Origin of the sequence: Sphingobacterium sp. PCS056 (assembly GCF_023273895.1) — a bacterium.
Classification (GTDB): Bacteria; Bacteroidota; Bacteroidia; order Sphingobacteriales; family Sphingobacteriaceae; genus Sphingobacterium.
In genome coordinates this window covers 1,503,494-1,523,602 of the sequence record NZ_CP096883.1, presented here as the reverse complement: position 1 = coordinate 1,523,602, position 20,109 = coordinate 1,503,494, and the positions used below count along the sequence as shown (strand labels likewise).

The 20,109-nt window shown below is 41.8% G+C and carries 18 protein-coding genes, 1 tRNA gene and 1 pseudogene; 6 read left to right on the top strand and 14 right to left on the bottom strand.

Going from position 1 to position 20,109, the window contains the following annotated elements:
* Positions 1-29 precede the first annotated feature (29 nt).
* From MUB18_RS06495 to MUB18_RS06440, 12 genes and pseudogenes are all read right to left on the bottom strand, one after another.
* The gene (locus MUB18_RS06495; RefSeq protein ID WP_248755360.1) at positions 30-485 is read right to left on the bottom strand and encodes a hypothetical protein; all 456 of its coding nucleotides are present in this window, start codon (positions 483-485) and stop codon (positions 30-32) included.
* Between the two features lie 7 nt (positions 486-492).
* Complete coding sequence (locus tag MUB18_RS06490) at positions 493-1,503, bottom strand: urease accessory protein UreD (RefSeq protein WP_248755359.1); 1,011 nt, start codon at positions 1,501-1,503, stop codon at positions 493-495.
* Positions 1,504-1,507: 4 nt separating this feature from the next.
* Positions 1,508-2,122, bottom strand: a complete 615-nt coding sequence (gene ureG, locus MUB18_RS06485) for an urease accessory protein UreG (RefSeq protein WP_248755358.1) — start codon at positions 2,120-2,122, stop codon at positions 1,508-1,510.
* Positions 2,123-2,127: 5 nt separating this feature from the next.
* Positions 2,128-2,814, bottom strand: coding sequence for an urease accessory protein UreF (locus MUB18_RS06480; protein ID WP_248755357.1), 687 nt, complete (start codon positions 2,812-2,814; stop codon positions 2,128-2,130).
* Between the two features lie 7 nt (positions 2,815-2,821).
* Positions 2,822-3,307, bottom strand: a complete 486-nt coding sequence (locus tag MUB18_RS06475; protein WP_248755356.1) for an urease accessory protein UreE — start codon at positions 3,305-3,307, stop codon at positions 2,822-2,824.
* A gap of 12 nt (positions 3,308-3,319) precedes the next feature.
* Positions 3,320-5,173: an urease subunit alpha gene (ureC, locus tag MUB18_RS06470; protein WP_248755355.1), complete on the bottom strand. Its 1,854-nt coding sequence runs from the start codon at positions 5,171-5,173 to the stop codon at positions 3,320-3,322.
* A 77-nt stretch (positions 5,174-5,250) separates the two neighbouring features.
* Positions 5,251-5,547: pseudogene (gene ureB / locus MUB18_RS06465) on the bottom strand (urease subunit beta); the annotation flags it as partial.
* 18 nt (positions 5,548-5,565) lie between these two features.
* On the bottom strand, positions 5,566-5,868 hold the full coding sequence (gene ureA / locus MUB18_RS06460; protein ID WP_108158013.1) for an urease subunit gamma: 303 nt from the start codon (positions 5,866-5,868) through the stop codon (positions 5,566-5,568).
* A 148-nt stretch (positions 5,869-6,016) separates the two neighbouring features.
* A complete protein-coding gene (locus MUB18_RS06455) occupies positions 6,017-7,213 on the bottom strand; it encodes a porin (protein ID WP_248755354.1) in 1,197 nt (398 codons plus the stop codon).
* A 164-nt stretch (positions 7,214-7,377) separates the two neighbouring features.
* Positions 7,378-8,751: a sensor histidine kinase gene (locus MUB18_RS06450; RefSeq protein WP_248755353.1), complete on the bottom strand. Its 1,374-nt coding sequence runs from the start codon at positions 8,749-8,751 to the stop codon at positions 7,378-7,380.
* The gene (locus tag MUB18_RS06445; protein WP_248755352.1) at positions 8,741-9,421 is read right to left on the bottom strand and encodes a response regulator transcription factor; all 681 of its coding nucleotides are present in this window, start codon (positions 9,419-9,421) and stop codon (positions 8,741-8,743) included. Before MUB18_RS06445 ends, MUB18_RS06450 begins: the two co-directional genes overlap by 11 nt.
* A gap of 318 nt (positions 9,422-9,739) precedes the next feature.
* The gene (locus MUB18_RS06440; RefSeq protein ID WP_248755351.1) at positions 9,740-10,402 is read right to left on the bottom strand and encodes a Pr6Pr family membrane protein; all 663 of its coding nucleotides are present in this window, start codon (positions 10,400-10,402) and stop codon (positions 9,740-9,742) included.
* Positions 10,403-10,851: 449 nt separating this feature from the next.
* On the opposite strand from MUB18_RS06440, the gene MUB18_RS06435 reads away from it, so the two are divergent.
* Positions 10,852-10,926 (top strand) — tRNA-Val (locus MUB18_RS06435).
* 65 nt (positions 10,927-10,991) lie between these two features.
* On the opposite strand, the gene uraH is transcribed toward MUB18_RS06435, so the two are convergent.
* Together uraH and MUB18_RS06425 are read right to left on the bottom strand one after the other, a co-directional pair.
* Positions 10,992-11,399: a hydroxyisourate hydrolase gene (uraH, locus tag MUB18_RS06430; RefSeq protein ID WP_248755350.1), complete on the bottom strand. Its 408-nt coding sequence runs from the start codon at positions 11,397-11,399 to the stop codon at positions 10,992-10,994.
* A gap of 46 nt (positions 11,400-11,445) precedes the next feature.
* Positions 11,446-11,994: a heme-binding protein gene (locus MUB18_RS06425; protein ID WP_248755349.1), complete on the bottom strand. Its 549-nt coding sequence runs from the start codon at positions 11,992-11,994 to the stop codon at positions 11,446-11,448.
* A gap of 202 nt (positions 11,995-12,196) precedes the next feature.
* Here MUB18_RS06425 and MUB18_RS06420 point away from each other — a divergent pair, with 202 nt between their 5' ends.
* From MUB18_RS06420 to MUB18_RS06400, 5 genes are all read left to right on the top strand, one after another.
* A complete protein-coding gene (locus tag MUB18_RS06420; RefSeq protein WP_248755348.1) occupies positions 12,197-12,769 on the top strand; it encodes an RNA polymerase sigma factor in 573 nt (190 codons plus the stop codon).
* Positions 12,770-12,831: 62 nt separating this feature from the next.
* Positions 12,832-13,932: a FecR family protein gene (locus MUB18_RS06415; protein WP_248755347.1), complete on the top strand. Its 1,101-nt coding sequence runs from the start codon at positions 12,832-12,834 to the stop codon at positions 13,930-13,932.
* A gap of 15 nt (positions 13,933-13,947) precedes the next feature.
* Complete coding sequence (locus MUB18_RS06410; RefSeq protein WP_248755346.1) at positions 13,948-17,424, top strand: SusC/RagA family TonB-linked outer membrane protein; 3,477 nt, start codon at positions 13,948-13,950, stop codon at positions 17,422-17,424.
* 11 nt (positions 17,425-17,435) lie between these two features.
* Positions 17,436-18,854: a RagB/SusD family nutrient uptake outer membrane protein gene (locus MUB18_RS06405; protein ID WP_248755345.1), complete on the top strand. Its 1,419-nt coding sequence runs from the start codon at positions 17,436-17,438 to the stop codon at positions 18,852-18,854.
* 43 nt (positions 18,855-18,897) lie between these two features.
* Entirely contained in the window at positions 18,898-20,085 is a 1,188-nt protein-coding gene (locus MUB18_RS06400) for a TlpA disulfide reductase family protein (protein WP_248755344.1), read from the top strand.
* Positions 20,086-20,109: the final 24 nt, after the last annotated feature.

Below are 20,109 nucleotides of genomic sequence, written 5' to 3'. Positions count from 1 at the left end.
CACCTATAGAGGGATCTGGCACAGATCATTTACCTAACGGTTGTCCGACCAAAGTTCTGCAAAGCAAAAGCTGGCGAAAGTACACGCATATCGAGTAGTACACGATCACCATATTGCTCCTTTAAAGCAGGAAATAGCTGTCCATCATATGCAAGCACCACTTCATCTTCAAACCAGAATAACGGTAAATGTCTATTCCCCACATCAAAGGAAAAATGAGCAATGGTATTGAGGTCATCTGTTTTAAGGATGATACAGGTACAGGGTTTGATCTGTATCTGAATATTAAGTTCGGGAGAAGAATAAATAATCTCTCCGTTTTCAAGTCGTGGAGCACCAGCACGATATAAGCGAACAAGACGCCCTCCTTCCGTTTGTCGACTGAGAACCGTCTTGCTGACTTCATACCAATCAATATGCAGTATATCGATCACTGCCGAGCTCGATGGTGAAATCTGTTTTTGATCTCTTTCTATAATAAGCATACTGATCTTAATGGCCTGCTCCTATTTTCTTCACCTGAACTTTTTTGATCACCGAATTTCCTATAGCAGTTCCTTTCTTCGCTACCTTACGCTTCTTGGCTGGCTTGGTTAACAGCATAGTATGCTCTTCATTCAAATTTTCTATTTTCAAATCTGTCGACGCAGTTACTTCAGCTTTTTCTAAATTTTCAGCCGCATGTTGATCTGTCTCCTGTTTCAGTCGCATTTCCTCTTGCATGTGTTGCGTAAAATCCCAGCACAGCTGTCCCAGCATCCCCATAAAATCATACAGCAATTCACCATCATGTCCTAGAGCACGCAGCATCACGATATCATCCGCTGCCTGCGTAAAACCATAGGTAATATCGCTGTATTCGAGGGTCAGGATTTCATCCAATTCGGCTTTTAGTTCTTTGGCAAAAGGTGCCGAGAAGAGAAAGGTCGCTTGATGTGTATAGCCCTCAAAGAACAACAGATTTTTTATCGGTTGCTTAGTCGGCGATAAAAACTGGTTATCCATTAAGATCAAAACATTATTGCGGTATATTTTTGTGGTACTATGGAGGCTGTTAAAAACAAAAGCTTCTTTCATGTGAATCCTTCCAGCAGCAATAATATCGGCCCAGATCAACACCGCATCACCAGTCAAATACAGGCTATTGTCCGTTTTAAAGATGGAGTCCTTAAAGGGCGTCACCGGATGAGGGATATAATAAAAAACAGCTCCATCATCGATATGTGCCACCGTTGTCTGGCGCGCACCCCGTTTCATGGGATGTAATTTATTAAAAGACTGTGTAAACAGCTTTAACTGCGTATCGGGTTTCATTTGGATCGCAATGTCGAGCGTATCGTCATCCATAATACCGGGCGACGCACTCATGATGATCATCTCCAGATGCTCCTGGAGCCGAGGCGCCCCATAATGGGTGAGTTTGTAAGGCGCATTGTGGCCACTTTCTTTCAAGACACTATACCTGCCCTCTTTACCTACATGTAGCTGAATGACACTTTCCATCTTCTTATTCTTCTAATAGTGCATATTTCTTTAACCAGTTTTTCACCTCTTCTAAACCCTCTAAGGTCATCAGATTGGTAAAAATAAACGGTCGCTCGCCACGCATACGTAACGTATCCCGACGCATGACTTCCAGATCGGCATGCACATAAGGAGCCAAATCGATCTTATTGATGATCAATAGATCGGAACGGGTTATTCCAGGTCCACCTTTACGTGGCATTTTTTCCCCTTCACCCACATCGATCACAAAAATACTCAGGTCTGCCAGATCAGGACTAAAGGTTGAAGTCAGGTTGTCCCCGCCACTTTCCACAAAGATGATTTCCGTATCTGGAAAGCGATCTGCCAATTCTTCCACCGCTTCAATATTCATGGAAGCATCCTCTCGTATCGCCGTATGCGGACAACCACCGGTTTCCACCCCAATAATCCGATCAGCAGGAAGAGCGGAGTTTTTTTGAAGAAATTGAGCATCTTCACGCGTATAAATATCATTGGTGACGACGCAGATGCTGTAGTCGTCCGACATCGATCGCACCAACCGTTCGATCAGCGCTGTCTTACCAGACCCAACAGGTCCACCTACTCCTATCTTAACGTAGTTTCTTGTTGCCATTTTTATTAAGAAATATAAATTCGTGTATATAATTTTTCGTGTTGCATGCAGCGTATATCCTGCGCTACACAACAGTTTCCGATCAGGTCATCGCTCAGATGAGGTTGCTCCGCCACCAAACGATCGATCACAGGTTGCAGCTTGAACAGAATCTGCTGCGCATCCATCTGACTGATAGGCACAAGCTTAGCACAATTGGTGACCATACCATTGAGAGCGTTATAATAAAACGCACTTAAGGCATCTTGATAACTGATGTTTAGGGCCTGTGCATACATCGCAAAAGCGATAGCATAATGGCCATGAAGGGCATGGCTACTAATGGCTTTGAGATAAGCAGAACAACGTTTTATAGGATGTAATTTTTCCGTTAGCTTCAAAAAACGAAGCCCTAATTTTCTACTGGCCTCCCGTATTTCATACGGCGCTTTTAGTACCGTGACCAAAGCGTCTAGTTCAGCTATTTTCTTTTGAGATGCTCGCTTTGCACAGAGCTCCCAAGCTTTGGAAAAAAAAGCAGCATCATTGTAATAAAAATTATGTTCCAGTAGCGTGACCGCATATTCTTCTGCCGATTTGCTATCATGGACAATCTCTTTCGTAATGTAAGTCTCCAATCCATAGGAATGCGTAAATCCGCCAATAGGAAATACCGAATCATTAATCTGGAGCAGCGTTAATAGTGGATTCATATGCTTGTTATAGTCGTAAACTAATTTTTTTCTGTACAGGCTTATATGGATGGATCATCCAGGCACTTGTTCTTTCGATCACCCGATGCTCGATCGTAGGTTGCAAACCCCTTCGGATGAACAAGTCAAACAGCGGCTTTTCAAATGCCGTAATGACTTCTTGCTGCTCATTGATAAAAATGGGGATATGCCGATTTCCAATTTCAAAGCATACGTAGGCCATCTGTCTGGGGGTAGCAGCTCTAAAAACAAGGCAAGAACAAGGCAATATCTTGACCACAATACAGAATTCCAAATCTGGATCGCGATACAGCAGATCACCATCCGACAACTGTCGGTTGGTTGAATTTTTGAAACCGATTTCACGTCCTCCCACCGTCATCGCTCTGATAATCCTCTTTGTGGTATCGAACCACTCCAGTTGGAGGAAATCGACCTCCAATGGTTGTGGTTCATTCCCGATAGTGCCTAAAATTGTTCTTGCGATCAGCATCACCCCAATAGTTTAGAACAAGAAAAAACGTTGTGCCATCGGCACTTCTTTCAAAGGATCACAAACGGCCAATACACCATCTACCGATACCTCATACGTCTCTGGATTTACTTCAATATGGGGTGTTGCATCATTGTGCACCATATCTTTCTTGCGAACAGTACGACAGCCCTGCACCGGTAAACTTACGCGCGATAAGTTCAATTTTTTGATATTCCCATTTTCAAGGGAGATTTTTGAAACAAAATTGAAACAGATCCGCTGCAAAGCTTTGCCATAATTACCAAACATAGGACGATAGATAATCGGCTGTGGAGTAGGAATAGAGGCATTGATATCCCCCATTTTTGCTCCTACGATCATACCCCCTTTGATGATCATTTCTGGTTTAACACCAAACATGGCCGGTTTCCATAAAATTAAATCGGCAATTTTGCCAGGCTCGATCGAACCGATATATTGATCTATACCATGTGCTTTGGCCGGATTGATGGTATATTTTGAAATATAGCGCTTCACCCTGAAGTTGTCATTATTGTTTGATTTATCCTCCGCCAAAGGTCCCCGTTGGATCTTCATCTTATGGGCAGTCTGGAATGTACGGGAGATCACTTCACCTACACGGCCCATCGCTTGACTATCCGAACTCATAATGGAGAATACACCCATATCCTGCAAAATATCTTCAGCAGCGATACTCTGCGGACGGATTCTTGAATCTGCAAAAGCCACATCTTCTTTTACATTCTTATCCAAGTGATGGCATACCATCAACATATCCAGATGCTCTTCTACCGTATTGACCGTAAATGGCTTAGTCGGATTGGTCGATGCAGGCAAGATATTTGGATACATGGCGATCTTGATGATGTCCGGAGCATGGCCACCACCAGCCCCTTCGGTGTGGAAGGTGTGGATCACACGGCCATCAATTGCCGCTACGGTATCTTCTAAGAATCCCGCTTCGTTTAACGTATCCGTGTGGATCGCCACCTGTACATCGTATTTGTCCGCCACCCGAAGTGCAGCATCGATGGTCGCCGGAGTTGCGCCCCAATCTTCGTGGATTTTGACCCCCAATGCCCCTGCTTCGATTTGCTCCTCGATCGGTCCTGTGGTAGAGACATTGCCTTTCCCAAAAAAACCGACGTTAATCGGCAAATTTTCAAAAGCCTCAAACATACGCTCCATAAACCATTTACCTGAAGTTACAGTGGTCGCATTGGTACCATCTGCCGGACCTGTCCCACCACCGATAAAAGTCGTCACACCACTGTAAAGTGCCGTTTCTACTTGCTGTGGTGATATAAAGTGAATATGGGTATCAATACCTCCAGCCGTCAGGATATATCCTGCACCACCATGTACCTCTGTAGATCCACCGATCACCATGCCTTTCGTAATACCGTCCTGCACGTCGGGGTTACCTGCTTTACCAATACCGACAATCTTACCATCTTTAATACCAATATCACCTTTTACAATACCCCAATGGTCAATGATGATGACATTGGTGATACAGAAATCCAGGACCTCTTCATCACGCATGGCACGAGCAGACTGCCCCATCCCATCACGAATGGTTTTTCCACCACCAAATTTATTTTCCTCCCCATAGACCCCAAAGTCTTTTTCGATTTCGATAAAAAGCTCGGTATCGGCGAGACGAACTTTATCTCCTGTCGTCGGTCCAAATAGCGCTGCATATTTATCTCGAGGGATATACAGTTCCCCATCTATATATTTTACCGATGATTTGTCTAAACCTAATTTATCTAAACCCAGAGCGTCAAGTCCCATCGTAGCGGTACCCAATGTACCCAGCCCGACCACTTTAATCCACTCTCTTCTATTCCATCCTGCCATAATTATTTCGTGCTTTTAAATTGCTGTTGTTTTGCCTTTTCCAATGCTGCTTTTTTCACCTTTTCGTCGGTATACTTACCATTGGTCAAACCATTAAATCCATGAATTTCCTTGTTTCCGCCCATTTCAACCAAAATAACTTTCTTCTGTTCTCCTGGTTCAAAACGTACCGCTGTACTCGCCGGAATATTCAAACGCATTCCAAAACTCGCTTCCCGATCAAAAGACAGCATCTTATTCACTTCAAAAAAATGATAATGCGATCCCACCTGAATCGGACGGTCGCCTTCATTTTTAACGGTAACACTAGCCGTTCTATAACCTACATTTGCTTTCAGTTCTCCTTTTTTGATGATGTATTCTCCTGGTACCATATCGTATAGTTGTTTAAATTAACGGATTGGGTTATGAATGGTGACCAACTTGGTTCCATCTGGGAAGGTGACTTCAATTTGCACATCGTGAATCATTTCAGGAACCCCCTCCATGACCTGGGAACGCTTCAATAAGGTTGTTCCGTATTGCATCAATGATGCTACAGACTTTCCATCACGAGCCTCTTCCATAATCTGTCCGCTGATGTAAGCGATACACTCTGGATAGTTTAATTTTACCCCTCTTTTTAATCTCTTGGCAGCAAGTTCTCCTGCCAAGTGAAGCAATAGCTTCTCTGTTTCTCTCGGTGTTAAACGCATAATGATCTATTTAAATTCAATGCTTTTTTAATAAAAGGTCATGGATAGGGACAAATTGTAGCCTGTTCAGCTATCCCCTTACCTGGGGCTGCACGGCAGGAAAAAGTACCTCCAAAAGCGTATTTACGCTGTGTTAAAAAACGATTAATTATAGTGCTGGAATAGTAAAATAAGTTCCCAGTGCCAGCCGATTAAATTGTTGTTTCGGAAGATTAAACTGACTGTCAAAAGAGACGGTATTGCCGACATAGCCCAGATAAAAACGGAGATCTTGTTTCTTAAACGGTTTATGCTGTAAAGCTGCAAAGTAGGTCAAGTTGCGACGAAAATCCCGATCGATATCGGTATCTTTCGTCATCCCCGCAGTTTCATATGCCCCTTTTAGGGCTAATTCCCACTTATCGCTCAGCATACGATCATAGCGCGCAACCATCGATTTATAGGTAACATCCTGTGCCAATACACGATCGCTGTTTGTTCTGGCATAAAAATCATTCATCGCTGCCGAAGCAATCAGAGCATAGTCTACCGCCAGATAACTGTATTGCAAATCCACATAGAGCATATCGCGATCTGTTTTTAGTTTATTGGCCAAAGAAATACCATGATTCGTTTTATGTTCAGCCAGCTGGGAGATATTATAGGACCATTTAGTACTGATCTTTTTATCCCAAAACGACCCGATCCACGTCGCATAAGCACCAATAGGTGTACTCGAAGCTTTTAAATCCCCAAGGGTATATCCATTTTTGCTATGTAGATCTGCAAAACTATCGTTGATGGTATTATAGACCTGAAGGTTAAGGGAGTGATCCGGATTAAGCTCATAAGACAACGTTGCTCCTACCACAAAAAGATTCAGGATGCGGTCTACATAATCGGTAAACTTAAATTCGTAAATGGGGTTATTCTCAAATTCGTAACTTCCGACGAATGCACTTTGCTTTCCTGCTGTTATCGCCCATTTATGATCCTTCCCAAATTTATATTTGAGATAAGCCATGTCCAGTGCACGAGAGGCATTGTCCTGACTCGTTGGAGCAAAAGAACGGTTGAGGCGGAATCGAACACGGTACGACAACTGGTCATTATAATCCCCGCGGAGTAAGATCCGTGCTTCATCCAGATTGATCTTATTGGTCGCTTCACTAGCCCCCATTGATTCGACATTTAATCCCGCACGCAACAGCACATCCAGGTGAAAAAGATTCGACGTCGGCGGCTGCGATTGATATAACGAATCGATTTGAGGTGGGGTATCAACAGCTTTTTCTTGCGCTGCTACCCTTTGTGGTATGCAGGCTATTAAAAATAAAGATGCGGCAATGGATGTTACTTTTTTCATTCGAATATACTTGTCTTTGAATGGAGCTGAAATCCGAATGGCGATACAGCGTGCCTAAGCAGCCGCATAACATGATCGATTCATCTTCCAACACATTTGACACAAGTATATCACAAAGAGATAATAATGTGATAAGAATGAAATTAGAGCGAGATTAGAAAATATTATTTTGGAATATAGACACTCACGGATGTACCTTTATTTTCAATCGAAGATACCGAGAGGATGGACTGATGTAATTCAAAAATATGCTTGGCAAGCACTAATCCCAACCCGTTTCCATAGATCGCCCCGACATTGGATGCCCGATAAAAAGAATCAAAAATATGCGGTTGATCGTTCAGGGGAATACCGATGCCATGATCCGAAATTTTGACAACTACAAGATTCAAATGACAGACCAAAGAAATAGTCACCGTTTTATTGTTCCCATATTTACAGGCATTGGAAACAATATTACTAAAGGCAATATAAAATAGATCCAGGTTGACGAAGATATTCATCTCACTGCTATCTTCAGGAATATGAGAAAAATCCAAAAAGATTTCACAGTCTGGATTCATGCTTTTTTCGCTTTTTTGTACATCGTACAACAACTCATCGATTCGAACTAACTGTTTGTTTTCGATTTTACCATCAAATCCGCTCCTCGATAAGAGCAGGAGGTTATTGATGATCAAGTTCATCTTTGTGGCATGTTTGACAATAGCATCTACTGAATAATAAGCCTCATGGTTTTTATCCAGAAGTTGGAGGGCCAATTCGGCTTCTCCACCGATAATGGTGAGTGGTGTGCGCAGGGAATGGGAAGCATTGCCAATAAAGCTCTGTTGCGATTTGACCGAGATATCCAAACGCCTCATCATCGCATTAAAATTGGCAATTAGGACACCGATTTCATCTTCATCCTCCGAAAAAGTATTCTTGACCCGCTTGTCCAGATGAGAGATATCGACCTGAGTCAATTCTTTATTAATCGCTTTAATAGGCGCCAATAACCGATTAGCAAAATAAAAGGAAAGTAAGGAAACCAATATAATCGCAAATAGTCCACCTGTCATTAAGGTATGATCCAGCATCCTTTGTTCATCGTGTCCATATTCATCGATACCTTCAGAAATCACCAATAGATTTTCTTGATGTAAGGAATCGATAAAATACATCCCTACATAGGATGTTTTTTGATGCAAAAACTGTGCTTTTCCTTTTATTATAGCCTCTTCATAGAAGGAGTCGGGCAAAGGAAGATCAGGTTTATAGCGAAGATCTGTATGTCCCTTTACGATACGTAATAGGTAATCCTTTCCTTCCGCAAGCTGACGCAGGTATTTACGGGTGACTTCATAATAAACTTTGTTGTTATAGGCATCATTTTGAACGATATGATTACCGACGATAGTGGCATTTTCTTCCAGACGATGGTAGAACTTCGTTTGTAAGCTATCCTTTGTAAAATAAGATACATATAGAGCAAAAGATACAATATAAATGACCGAAATGGCCGAAAAAAGTGCTATGACCTTGGTTCTAATTTTCATTTCTTAGGATATAGCCCATTCCAATAACGGTATGAATGAGTTTTTTCTCAGTCGTGTAATCAATTTTCTTACGGAGGTAGTTGACATAGACGTCAACGACATTGGTGCTCATATTGAAGTCTATACCCCATACTTCTTCGAGTATATCGACACGAGAAAGAATTTTATTTTTATTGACCATCAGATACTCCAGCAGTCGGTATTCGGTAGCCGTCAGGATAACCGATTTACCTCCACGTTGCACATTTTTACTATCTCGGTCCATCACCAGATTATCGATCGTGATGGTATTGCCTGTCATCGTTTGTTGCCTCGCTTTTCGAGATTGCCGATTGATGCGCGCTCGAAGTTCATCCAGCTTAAAAGGTTTTGTCAGGTAATCATCCGCATCCCGATTAAAGGCCTCAACAATATCCTCCGTCTGATTTAGGGCACTTAAAATAAGGATAGGTACATCTTGATTTGTTTTGCGGATATTTCTGCAGATTTCCAAACCATTCATACCCGGTAGCATGACATCTAGAATAATCAAGTCATAGGGATGGAGACCCGCCATTTTTAAACCCGTATATCCGTCCATGGCGACACTGATCACATGGTTTTCCCCTTTGAGTCCCCGCTGGATCAACGATATAACAGATGGTTCATCTTCAACAAGTAATATTTCCAAATTCCTTTTTTTTAGTAACGCTGTAATGAGTAACGCAGTTATTAGTAACGCAGTGCCTTCTAACCCTCACCTTTTAACTTTCTAACCTCTTAACCTTCTCACCTTTTAACTTTCTAACCTCTTAACCTTTTAACTTTCTAACCTCTTAACCTTCTCACCTTTTAACTTTCTAACCTCTTAACCTTCTCACCTTTTAACTTTCTAACCTCTTAACCTTTTAACTTTCTAACCTCTTAACCTTCTCACCTTTTTAACCTCTAAACAAGATACAAAAATACATAAATTTTATAAAGCCGTTTATTCGATCATGATAGGATTTTAATAAAGCGTATTATTATTCTCCCGAGCGCAGCTGATCCAAGCAAGTAGCTGACAGAGGAATAAGAAGAAAATGGTAATCGCCAATACGTAACAACTGACTCCGGCAATACCTCCTGACACATCTGGATCAAGAAAAGGGTAAGGATACCAACCTGTAATTGCCGCACGGACAAATGTATAGATCACCCAGATCAAAGGGAAAATCAACAAATAAAATGAATTGGCAGCTGTTATTGGCTTTTTCGAGGGCCATAATAACCACCAGACCGTAATAAAGAAAGGTCCAAATTCATGTAAGATAAAATTACTCCAATTGAAATGGTTTGGATCGGTATCTACCGCTGTATCGCGCAGTAATACGGCAAATACAACTCCCGTAACGATCATGTACAGGACAGCTGCTGCGCGGAGATACCTAAACCATTCGCCGAGCTGTTTTTTTCTTAATATAGCAACCGCCGCAATGACATACGTTGCTGTAGCGATCATATTACTCTGGATCGTAAAATAGCTAAATCTATTCCACCCATAGCCATGCGACTGGGGATCCATTTGCCAGGCTGTCCAAGGCTCAATGGCAACTAAAGTAACCCATGCCATGATCACCAAGACCACTGCATTGAACCATTTTATATCTTGGGGTAGTTCTGTATCTTTCATAGCGATCATGTGTTTAATGGTATAGATGAACACGATAAGGTATCACCAAGCTCATTTGAATTGGTTTTAAAGGTATTCAACAATCCTGTGCCTGATCATGTTTCAAAACGGCTAAGTGCCCATAGCACACAATCCATTACAGATCTAGCAGGCAGATCGTTACATCAAAAATAAATAAAATACTTTAAAATTTAGTGACGAAATATGTGAGTAACCGAGTGACCTACTAACTTCTTAACCTACTAACTTCTTAACCTACTAACTTCTTAACCTACTAACTTCTTAACCTACTAACCTACTAACTTCTTAACCTACCAACCTAATAACTCCATAACCACTTACCCTACAACTACTTAACCACATCGTATTATAATCCACTAATCTTTTTTATCTCAACTGTTTCTTTATTTCTAAAAAAATTGTTTTATTTGCACCAGTTCATACGCAATGGAGGCTTAGCTCAGCTGGTTTAGAGCACTACCTCGACAAGGTAGGGGTCACTGGTTCGAACCCAGTAGTCTCCACATAAAAAAAGAGCATCTTATTCAAGATGCTCTTTTTTTATGATTGCCTTTTTAGGGGACAGTTTTTAATTTCCTCTGTAGGTGGAATATCCAAAAGGAGATAAAGTAATCGGCACATGATAATGCTTATTATCTTTGATTTCAAAAACCACTTCTATAAAGGGATAAAAACTGGTTACCTGTTTACTTTTAAAATAATCGGCAACTAAAAAGGTCAGTTTATAAACTCCTTTTGCCGCATTTTTTTGTTCCAAAAAATCTTTAATACGTCCATTTTCATCCGTAATTTTTTGATCTACTACTGTCCAGGTATCATCTTTTTCATTCCACTTCTGCAGTTTAACAGGCACCTCGGGAGCAGGAAGACCCGTCGAGATATCCAGAATATGGCTTGACAATTGATAGGTCTGTGCCTGAACGAAAGCTGCACTGCAAGTAAGATACAGTAAAGCGGCTAAAATTATTTTTTTCATAGCTATTATTTTTTAGAGTAAAATTTATTTCATTTTGTACATATTCCTACTTGGCAACAAGCTCAAATTCCAGCAATTGAGCAGCTCGAGCGATCAGATCGTCATTTTCTGGACCTCCGCCACCCGATACCCCGATTGCACCAATAACATTTCCTTGATAATATAACGGCACACCACCACCTAGCAGCAATAATTCCGGAAGATGCGCTAAATTTTCTGTTGCCGGATTTGCTTTCGCATTTTTAGCCAAAATCAATGTTGCAGTTTTGGTCGACAGAGCTGTGTAAGCCTTCCGTCTAGATGCCTCCGAATTATGAGGCCCTACACCATCTCCTCTATTGATCAGTATAACCTGACCATTCACATCTACTACAGCAACAGAAACCTGTTTGCCCAACTCCAATGCTTTTGCCCTCACTAAGGCGCTCAAATCATTCGCCGCAGATAAAGTCAACTGCTGACTGACCATCAAATATGCAGAACGATCTTTTTTCTCTGTTGCACGGAGCGAATCTGCAGGCACCGGACTATGGGCTTCAGCAAAAGAAAGCACGCACATTGCGGCCAGTAATAGCATATATTTTTTCAATACCATGATCTTTTTTAAAACAAACGTACGCTTTTAAATAGGATTAAAATCTTGATCTACATCAAGATTTTGTCAAAAAACCACATTAACAGGTTTTAAACACACATTCAGAGGGTGTATTATTACAATACTTTACATTTTTATAACAATGATTCTGTACTTCGCAACAGACTACATTATGTAATACAAATTAATATTATATTTGTTGATGCACCTGACGGAATACCAGAACTGTAGCGATGAGCAACTTTTCGAGCTTGTTAAGCTTGGAAATGCTACTGCATTTCAACACCTCTATGACCGCCTATACTATATACTCCTTTCACAGGCTCTTCGTAAAGTAAAATCCAAAGAAGACGCCCAAGATCTTACCCAAGATCTTTTTATGAATATCTGGACCAAGCGTGACCAGATTAATATCGAGGGTCAGGTGATCAACTTCCTATTTGCTTCCCTGCGCAACAGTGTGATCAATTTTTATATCAAAACCAAAAAGCAGGATGAACGGGAGGAGCTTTTTCAATATTTCAAAGGACAATTTGAAGAAACAACAGATCGTACCATTCATAAAAATGAGCTGGAACAGATTATTCAACAGGAGATCGATGCGCTTCCGCTTAAAATGAAACAGATCTATCTATTGAGCAGAAATCAGGAGCTCTCCCATAAGGAGATTGCAGACTTATTGGCGATCTCAGAATTGACGGTAAAAAAGCAAGTGGCCAATGCGCTCAAAATCTTGAAGAAAAAAATAAATTACGTTCTTTTCACATTTTTTTGATTTTCATCTACTCCCTACCCCCTTTTGTCTTGTCATGTATATAAAAGACCTAAGTACCAAACATGAACGATCAAGAAATAAACGATTTATTAAACCGTTACCGTGAGGGCATTTGTACAGCAGCTGAAAAAAAGGCTGTCGAAGCATGGTACAACGCGTTAGATTATAAACATACGTTGACCGTCGAAGAATTTGAATCGGCCAAGGAACGGTCATGGAAACAGCTGAACCCGATCAAAAAGAAAAAAACTACTTATTTGCGCTATGCTGCGATCCTGATCGGTCTTTTGTCTTTTAGCACCATGATATATCTGATCTCCCAAAATCAAAGGAAGCAACTGATAGTAGAAACATCCATGATCAAACCTGGAGGAAACCGCGCTACACTCGTGTTGGGGCAAAAAGATTCCTTAGACCTTACCCAACTTATCATTGGAGAGACTATCGAATCAAATGGGATTCTCATCAAAAAGTTGGCAGATGGAACGATATCCTATGCCATCGACCCAACCAGCAAGGCAACACCTCTTACAAATAAACTCATCGTGCCACGTGGCGGCCAATACCGCATTGTATTGGCAGACAGTTCTATCGTTTTGGTCAACTCAGAATCCGAGCTCGAGTTCCCTTCACAATTTAATGGACATGAACGTCGGATTAAAATGATCGGTGAGGGGTATTTTGAGATTGCAAAAAATTCAAGTAAGCCCTTTATTGTACAGTCTAAAGAACAGGAAGTCAAAGTCTTGGGGACAAAATTCAATATTGAAGCATACCGCAACGATAAAAATATTACGACCACCCTGCTTGAAGGGAAGGTCCAAGTGACATCCGGTCAGCAACATATCATCCTTAAACCAGGAGAGCAGTCCCTATTTGACGGTGAAAAAATTCATATTTCCAGCGCAGCGATAGCCTCTAATACTGCATGGAAAGATAATCTGTTTATCTTCCAAAGCCAACCATTAGGAAGCATCATGCAGAAAATTGCACGCTGGTATCAAGCAGAGGTCGTATTTGAAAATCGGGAACTCGCACAAATCCGCTTTACTGGAAGCATTTCAAAACATCAGGAAATCGATCAGGTCTTAAATCTATTGGAGATGACCGATAAAATAAAATTTGTTATCGAGCAGCAAACCATCTATGTAAAAGCAAAATAATATAACGCTAACCTTATGAAAAACAATTACTTCAACCATGTAAGATGTTATCTTACGTTATTGCTGCTTACTGCCCTATTTTCGCAGTTTTCCGTTGCAAGCTATGGTCAAAAAATCACGATTCAGGCACAGCAGAGCAGTTTAAAATCGATTATTCAGCAACTCGAAAAGCAGAGTGCATACCGCTTTTTATATGCTGACGAAATCTTAAAAAATACAGCACCCGTCACCATCAACCGCTATGGCGTCGGTTTCAAAGATATCGTAAAAGAAATTTTTGAAACGCAACCTTTGGACATTCAAATCCAAGGTAAGACCGTGATCATCAAATCAAAAGATCAGCAATTGGGAGCTGTTCGCGGAAATATCACACAATCCAACACCCACGCTCCGATGAGTGGTGTGACCATAAAAATTGTTGGAAAAGGTCTCGATTTACTCTCGGTATCGGATGCGGATGGAAATTTTACCTTTGCCGATTTACCCTATGGTACCTACCAGCTCTCCTATAGTTATATCGGTTATCTGACGACGGCATCATTGATTACCCTGGACCAAGCTAGCGTGCATCAGAAGATGACCATGACTATAGCGGATTCGCAGTTGGACCAGGTGGTCATCATTGGTTACGGAACGAAAACACAGAAAGACATCACCAGCTCAGTATCCTCGATCAAACAGGAACAGCTTGCTGATTTCAGCAATAATGCAGCAACTTTTGAATCCATATTGGGTGGTGCAGCAAAGGGCGTGATGGTGACTCAGAACTCAGGTGCTCCAGGAGCAACCGCGAAGTTGAATATCAGAGGAATTACATCGCCTTTATCCGGGAGCTCCAACGAACCGCTCTATGTGATCGATGGCGTACCTTTTTTTATTGAATCTTCGAGCGAATTTCCAACGATCAATCCCCTTGTTAATATCCCCATTTCGGCAATAGAAAGCATCGATATCTTAAAAGATGCGGCCGCAACTGCTATCTACGGCTCCCGAGGGGCTAATGGTGTCGTTATTGTCAAAACAAATAGAGGAAAAAAGAACAAACCATTAAGCATATCTGCCGATTATACCCATTCCATCAGCAACCCAACGAAGATATACAAGCCGTTGTCGGTTGATCAATTTAAAGATGCCCAGAAAATCATTATCCAAAATACCATTGATGGTATCAATAAAGGGCAAATAGATCCCTACGATGCTTTTTATAATCAGATACCAGCTATTGAAATCATGGGACATGTAACTCCTTTGGAAGATGATGGTTTTGGCACACCCCTGATGTATCGTTTTGATGGCCTCCGTGATGATGCTTTTTATACAGGCAATACCGACTGGACCAAATTGATCCGCAATAGCGATGCCCGCACTTCCCAGTTTAACCTTTCTTTAAACGGAGGATCTGAAAATAGTAATTTGGCTTTTAATTTCAATGCCTTTGACCAAGAAGGATTATATATCAACAATGGACTAAAGCGCTACAACGGACGACTTGCCTTTGATAGTGATATCAGCAGTAAGTTGACGGTCGGAGCTTCATTGAGCTATTCCTACAGCACCTTGAAATATGGACAGCAATTATTTGCCGACGGCCTGACTAAACCATGGCTGGTCAGACCTGACGTACCTGCTTACGACGCCGCCGGCCGGTTTACTGCTATTGATGGATCGCTCATCTATGGCGGACCGGTCCTTTTGGCCAATCCCTTGGCGCAGCTGCACAATAGGGGAATCAATCATATCCATCAGTTCTTGGGATCGGCCTACACGGAGTATAAAATCTTCAAAAATTTCAAATTTCACGGTGACATTAGTGTTGCTGCATATCAGGGCGGAGCAAGTATCTTCTCCCCGACTTATTCTCAGGATGACTTTTCCGCTTATGGTCTGAATCTGTACGCCAACCTCAACACCAATACCTCCAACAACAGCAATACCAGTCTCAATTTTAGGTTCGATTATGACTGGAAAAAAGACGATCATCACCTCTATGCAATGGCAGGTATGGGATTTGACCGCTATAAAAATAGTGGCGATGCACATACGTATGAAGAATTTCCGGACAATGAGATCCTGACCGACCCCGGTTCCGCGGCTCGTGATACCTATTTCACGTATTACCGTACAGAACAAGGACTGAATTCCATCTACAGCCGCTTGAGCTATAATTACCAAGAACGCTATCTGGCAGAAGCCAATTTCCGGACCGATGAGTCATCCAAATTTGGACCTGGAAATAAACGGGCATACTTCCCTTCCCTTTCTGTGGGCTGGCGCATCAACAAGGAGCAGTTTATGCAATCGGCAACGGCTGTCAATGATCTAAAATTGCGCCTGAGCTGGGGTAATACAGGCTCTACCAATATCAGTAATTTCTTATACCGCCAATTTTTTGTTCGGGGCTCAAATGATCTTTGGGGAGAAAAACCAGCGATTGTACTCGATCCAAACCTGCCCAATCGCGATGTAAAATGGGAAAAAACCCGGGAGTACAATGCCGGACTCGATTTCTCCCTATTCAATAACCGTTTTACAGGTAGCTTTGATGTCTATGATCGGTATACAACCGGAGCATTGGCTCCAGCACCAGTACCTCTTGAAGCAGGCTCAAGTACCTACTATGCCAATATCATCGACATGAGCAATACCGGTTTTGAACTGGAATTGGCTTATGACCTCCTGAAGAAACAAGATTTTACGTGGAACCTATCGTTTAATATCGCTCGCAATAAGAATAAAATCGAAAAATTGCACGGCGCCAATATCAGCCCCTATTCCGTAGATTCTTACTTGGAAGGCTATCCTGCAGGTACACGAAAAGGATATTTAGTAGACCATATATTCAACAATCAAGAAGAGATCGATGCTTTGAATAGCCAATCTCCGACCGGTTACTATCAGAACTCGGCCACTGGCATCGGTGACTATAAATACAAAGATCTCAATGGCGATGGAGTCATCAATACCGATGACCGTACTGTAATAGCAACTGCCCAACCCAAATACTTTGGAGGCTTTTACAATCGTATCCGCTATAAAAATCTAAACTTGTCCTTTGTATTCCAATATTCAAAAGGTGCTAAAGCCATTATGGATGACTATCAAAACAGTCTGTTTGGATTATTGGGTCAAAGTTTAAACCAAGAAATCTATACCGATATGTGGTCTCCAACAAATCCAGATGCACATTTTGCCAAAATAACGTATTATGATCCGGCTTCCAACTCGCGAACCTCAGATCGACTGGTATACGAAACATCGTTCTTACGGTTAAAAAACATCAATTTAAGCTACACGATACCCAAAGCGGTGATCCAGAGGTGGAAGATCAATCAGTTAACCGTTTTTGCATCAGCCTCCAACCTTTGGATCAGCACAAAATGGCCCGGTTTAGATCCCGAATTTGTAGGTAGTTCCCTTATTACAGGCACCTCCAGCAATGATGCCTACCCCATGTCCAAAACATTTTCCATGGGTATTAAAGCCAATTTTTAAATTATAAAGATATGAAAATTAAATATTTAGGAATTTATATAGCCGCTACACTCAGCATGAGTGCATGCAGTATGGTAGGAGACATCGATGATATCAAGCCCTATTATAAAATGGAAACCGATAATGTGGTGTACAATACCGAATCTGCCGAATCCGTGCTCCGTGGAGTCTACAAGAGCTGGCGGACCTTTAATGTATCTTCTTTCAGACCCTACATGTCCATTCTTTCTGGAACCACAGCCAGCAAAGGAGGCGGATTGACCGGTGGTCAGGAATTTATCACCAACAGCATACAAGCGAGCAATGTAGCCCTTTCCAATCTCTATCAGGGGAGTTATCTGACGATCAATAGCGCCAATAATCTCATCATGTTGATGGAAAGGGGCGATGCTAAAGGGACACCGGAGCAACGTGTCCTCGAAATCATCGCTGAATGTAAAATCCAGCGGGCATTAGCACACTTCCAGTTATTACGCCACTTTGGGTACTTCTTTGATCTGCAGTCCAACTATGGGATCGTACTGCGAGACCAACCCTTTCAGGGTACTGAAACTGCAGCTCGCGCCAATGTACAGGCTAGTTATGATTTTATCTTACAAGATTTAGATTTTGCGATTGCTCATGCGCCCGCACAACAGGAGTTTCACTATTATGTTACCCAAATGACTGCTAAAGCCATCAAAGCGAAAGTCCTGTTGCACATGGGAAAATATGCACTAGCAGAACAGATAGCACAAGAAGTCATCGAAGATGCGGACAACAAGGGATATATGCTTGAAGATGACTTCAGCAATATATTTATACAGGGTTATGAATCTGCTGAAGTACTTTTTGCCACCTATACCTCAGGGCCCATGGAAACAGCATCAGATCAGGTCGCCAGAACAACCTATAGTGATTATACCAAACGCATGGCAGATGGTCTCCTAGCTGGCGCATCAGACGGCAATCTCGCTACCGGAGCAGGATACGACCCCCGTTTTTACATGATGTTTAATCCCGCATCGGCTGGAGCACTGGGCAACGGAAAATATCCGTATGCTTCCAATGGTACAGGAAAGCACAATACGCAGATGATTTTGCGCCTAGGTGAAATCTATTTTATCCATGCCGAAGCTGCCGCCCGCAATGGCCACGACAGCGCAGCCCGTGAAAGTTTCCAAAAAATGGCTTCTCGAGCGGGCTACCCCATGAATTATGTCGCGCAACTGCCCAGTGAGACCTTATTACGCAGCATATTTGACCATAAAGTGCTGGAACTTTTTGCTGAAAATGGAGAAGACTGGTTTGACTATGTACGGTACTATAAAGCAAAAAACATCGGTTTAAATGCCATCAAAAGCACGATCAAAGCCGAATCACAATTGGTGTTGCCATTTCCTCAAGCGGCATTAGCCGGAAATGCACTCTTGACGCAAAATCCTTTATAAATAAGCACACATAAAACGATACATCTATCTATACACTTTAAAAATGAAAAAAATCCTATTCACCATTGCGTTGAGCAGCATCACCCTTATTTCCACTGCGCAAAAACCATTTTCGCTATCCGGAAATATGAAAGGCGAAAAAGCCAACGGTCAAATTGTCAAATTATTGGGAGGCAGTGATCAGAGAATCATCGGGACTGCTGTTATTAAAAATAATCAGTTCCAGATCACAGGCGACATTCCGGAGGCTGAATTGATCAGGATGACGATTGCACCATCGGCGACGGCAGAAGAGTCCACCTGGAAGGCCAGTACATTCTATTTGGACAAAGGCCATATCCGCCTTACGGGCTACATCGACAGTTTACCTTCCTATTATTATAGACCCAATCTACCTCAGGTCAAGCCTATTGTTGAAGGTTCACATGCACAAAGCATGGCAGACCAATTGACCAACATGAACCAAAAAGAAAGGAAGGAGATCAACGTTCTCGATCAGGCTTATATGACCGAATACTATGGTCCTTCTCAAAAAGAACAGTTCAATACCGAAAGAGGAATCGCTATTTTGAAAGCAATAGATCCACTTAAAAAACAAATTTTTGAACGCAAATGGAACTTTATTAAAAACAATCCTCAAGAACGGGTTTCCTTAGATGAAGCGACTTACATGATCATGGGTTACGGAGAAGAGACACTTTCTAACCTTCAAATGGACGAGCTGCTGACTATTTTTGATCCACATTGGAATGGCAAAAAAGCGTACAACGATTTAAAAGAAATGATCTCCAAAGCTAGAGCAACAGCGATAGGGGCCAAAATCATAGACGGTCCGTTGGTTGATCAAGCTGGCAACCCTGTACAGTTGCTCTCTATTTTTCCAAAAGACAAGAAGTACATCTTATTAGAATTCTGGGCATCGTGGTGCGGTCCATGTCGCGGAGAAATTCCACACTTAAGACATACCTACAACGAATGGAAAGATAAGGGTTTTGATATTGTCAGCATCTCCTTGGATGAGAAGGAAAAAGACTGGACCAAGGCTATGGCCGAAGAGCATATGACCTGGAATCAGTATAATGCACGGGAAGGTTTCGATAGTCAAATTGCCAAAAGCTATGATATACAAGGTATACCTTATGCACTTTTGATCGATTCAGAAGGTCGAATTATTAAACATAATATGCGTGGTGCAAGTCTAGATCAAGCTTTAACAGAACTTCTAAAATAATAACACGCAAGTTTAGCCCTTTAA

Excerpts from the sequence above, each read along its gene's own strand:
- MUB18_RS06475 (WP_248755356.1), bottom strand. The coding sequence starts at position 3,307 with ATGCTGATCGCAAGAACAATTTTAGGCACTATCGGGAATGAACCACAA.
- MUB18_RS06405 (WP_248755345.1), top strand. The coding sequence starts at position 17,436 with ATGAAAATTAAATATTTAGGAATTTATATAGCCGCTACACTCAGCATG.
- MUB18_RS06400 (WP_248755344.1), top strand. The coding sequence starts at position 18,898 with ATGAAAAAAATCCTATTCACCATTGCGTTGAGCAGCATCACCCTTATT.
- MUB18_RS06490 (WP_248755359.1), bottom strand. The coding sequence starts at position 1,503 with ATGGAAAGTGTCATTCAGCTACATGTAGGTAAAGAGGGCAGGTATAGT.
- ureC (WP_248755355.1), bottom strand. The coding sequence starts at position 5,173 with ATGGCAGGATGGAATAGAAGAGAGTGGATTAAAGTGGTCGGGCTGGGT.
- MUB18_RS06450 (WP_248755353.1), bottom strand. The coding sequence starts at position 8,751 with ATGAAAATTAGAACCAAGGTCATAGCACTTTTTTCGGCCATTTCGGTC.
- MUB18_RS06480 (WP_248755357.1), bottom strand. The coding sequence starts at position 2,814 with ATGAATCCACTATTAACGCTGCTCCAGATTAATGATTCGGTATTTCCT.
- ureG (WP_248755358.1), bottom strand. The coding sequence starts at position 2,122 with ATGGCAACAAGAAACTACGTTAAGATAGGAGTAGGTGGACCTGTTGGG.
- uraH (WP_248755350.1), bottom strand. The coding sequence starts at position 11,399 with ATGAAAAAAATAATTTTAGCCGCTTTACTGTATCTTACTTGCAGTGCA.
- MUB18_RS06495 (WP_248755360.1), bottom strand. The coding sequence starts at position 485 with ATGCTTATTATAGAAAGAGATCAAAAACAGATTTCACCATCGAGCTCG.
- MUB18_RS06415 (WP_248755347.1), top strand. The coding sequence starts at position 12,832 with ATGAACGATCAAGAAATAAACGATTTATTAAACCGTTACCGTGAGGGC.
- MUB18_RS06410 (WP_248755346.1), top strand. The coding sequence starts at position 13,948 with ATGAAAAACAATTACTTCAACCATGTAAGATGTTATCTTACGTTATTG.
- MUB18_RS06425 (WP_248755349.1), bottom strand. The coding sequence starts at position 11,994 with ATGGTATTGAAAAAATATATGCTATTACTGGCCGCAATGTGCGTGCTT.
- ureA (WP_108158013.1), bottom strand. The coding sequence starts at position 5,868 with ATGCGTTTAACACCGAGAGAAACAGAGAAGCTATTGCTTCACTTGGCA.
- MUB18_RS06455 (WP_248755354.1), bottom strand. The coding sequence starts at position 7,213 with ATGAAAAAAGTAACATCCATTGCCGCATCTTTATTTTTAATAGCCTGC.
- MUB18_RS06420 (WP_248755348.1), top strand. The coding sequence starts at position 12,197 with ATGCACCTGACGGAATACCAGAACTGTAGCGATGAGCAACTTTTCGAG.
- MUB18_RS06440 (WP_248755351.1), bottom strand. The coding sequence starts at position 10,402 with ATGAAAGATACAGAACTACCCCAAGATATAAAATGGTTCAATGCAGTG.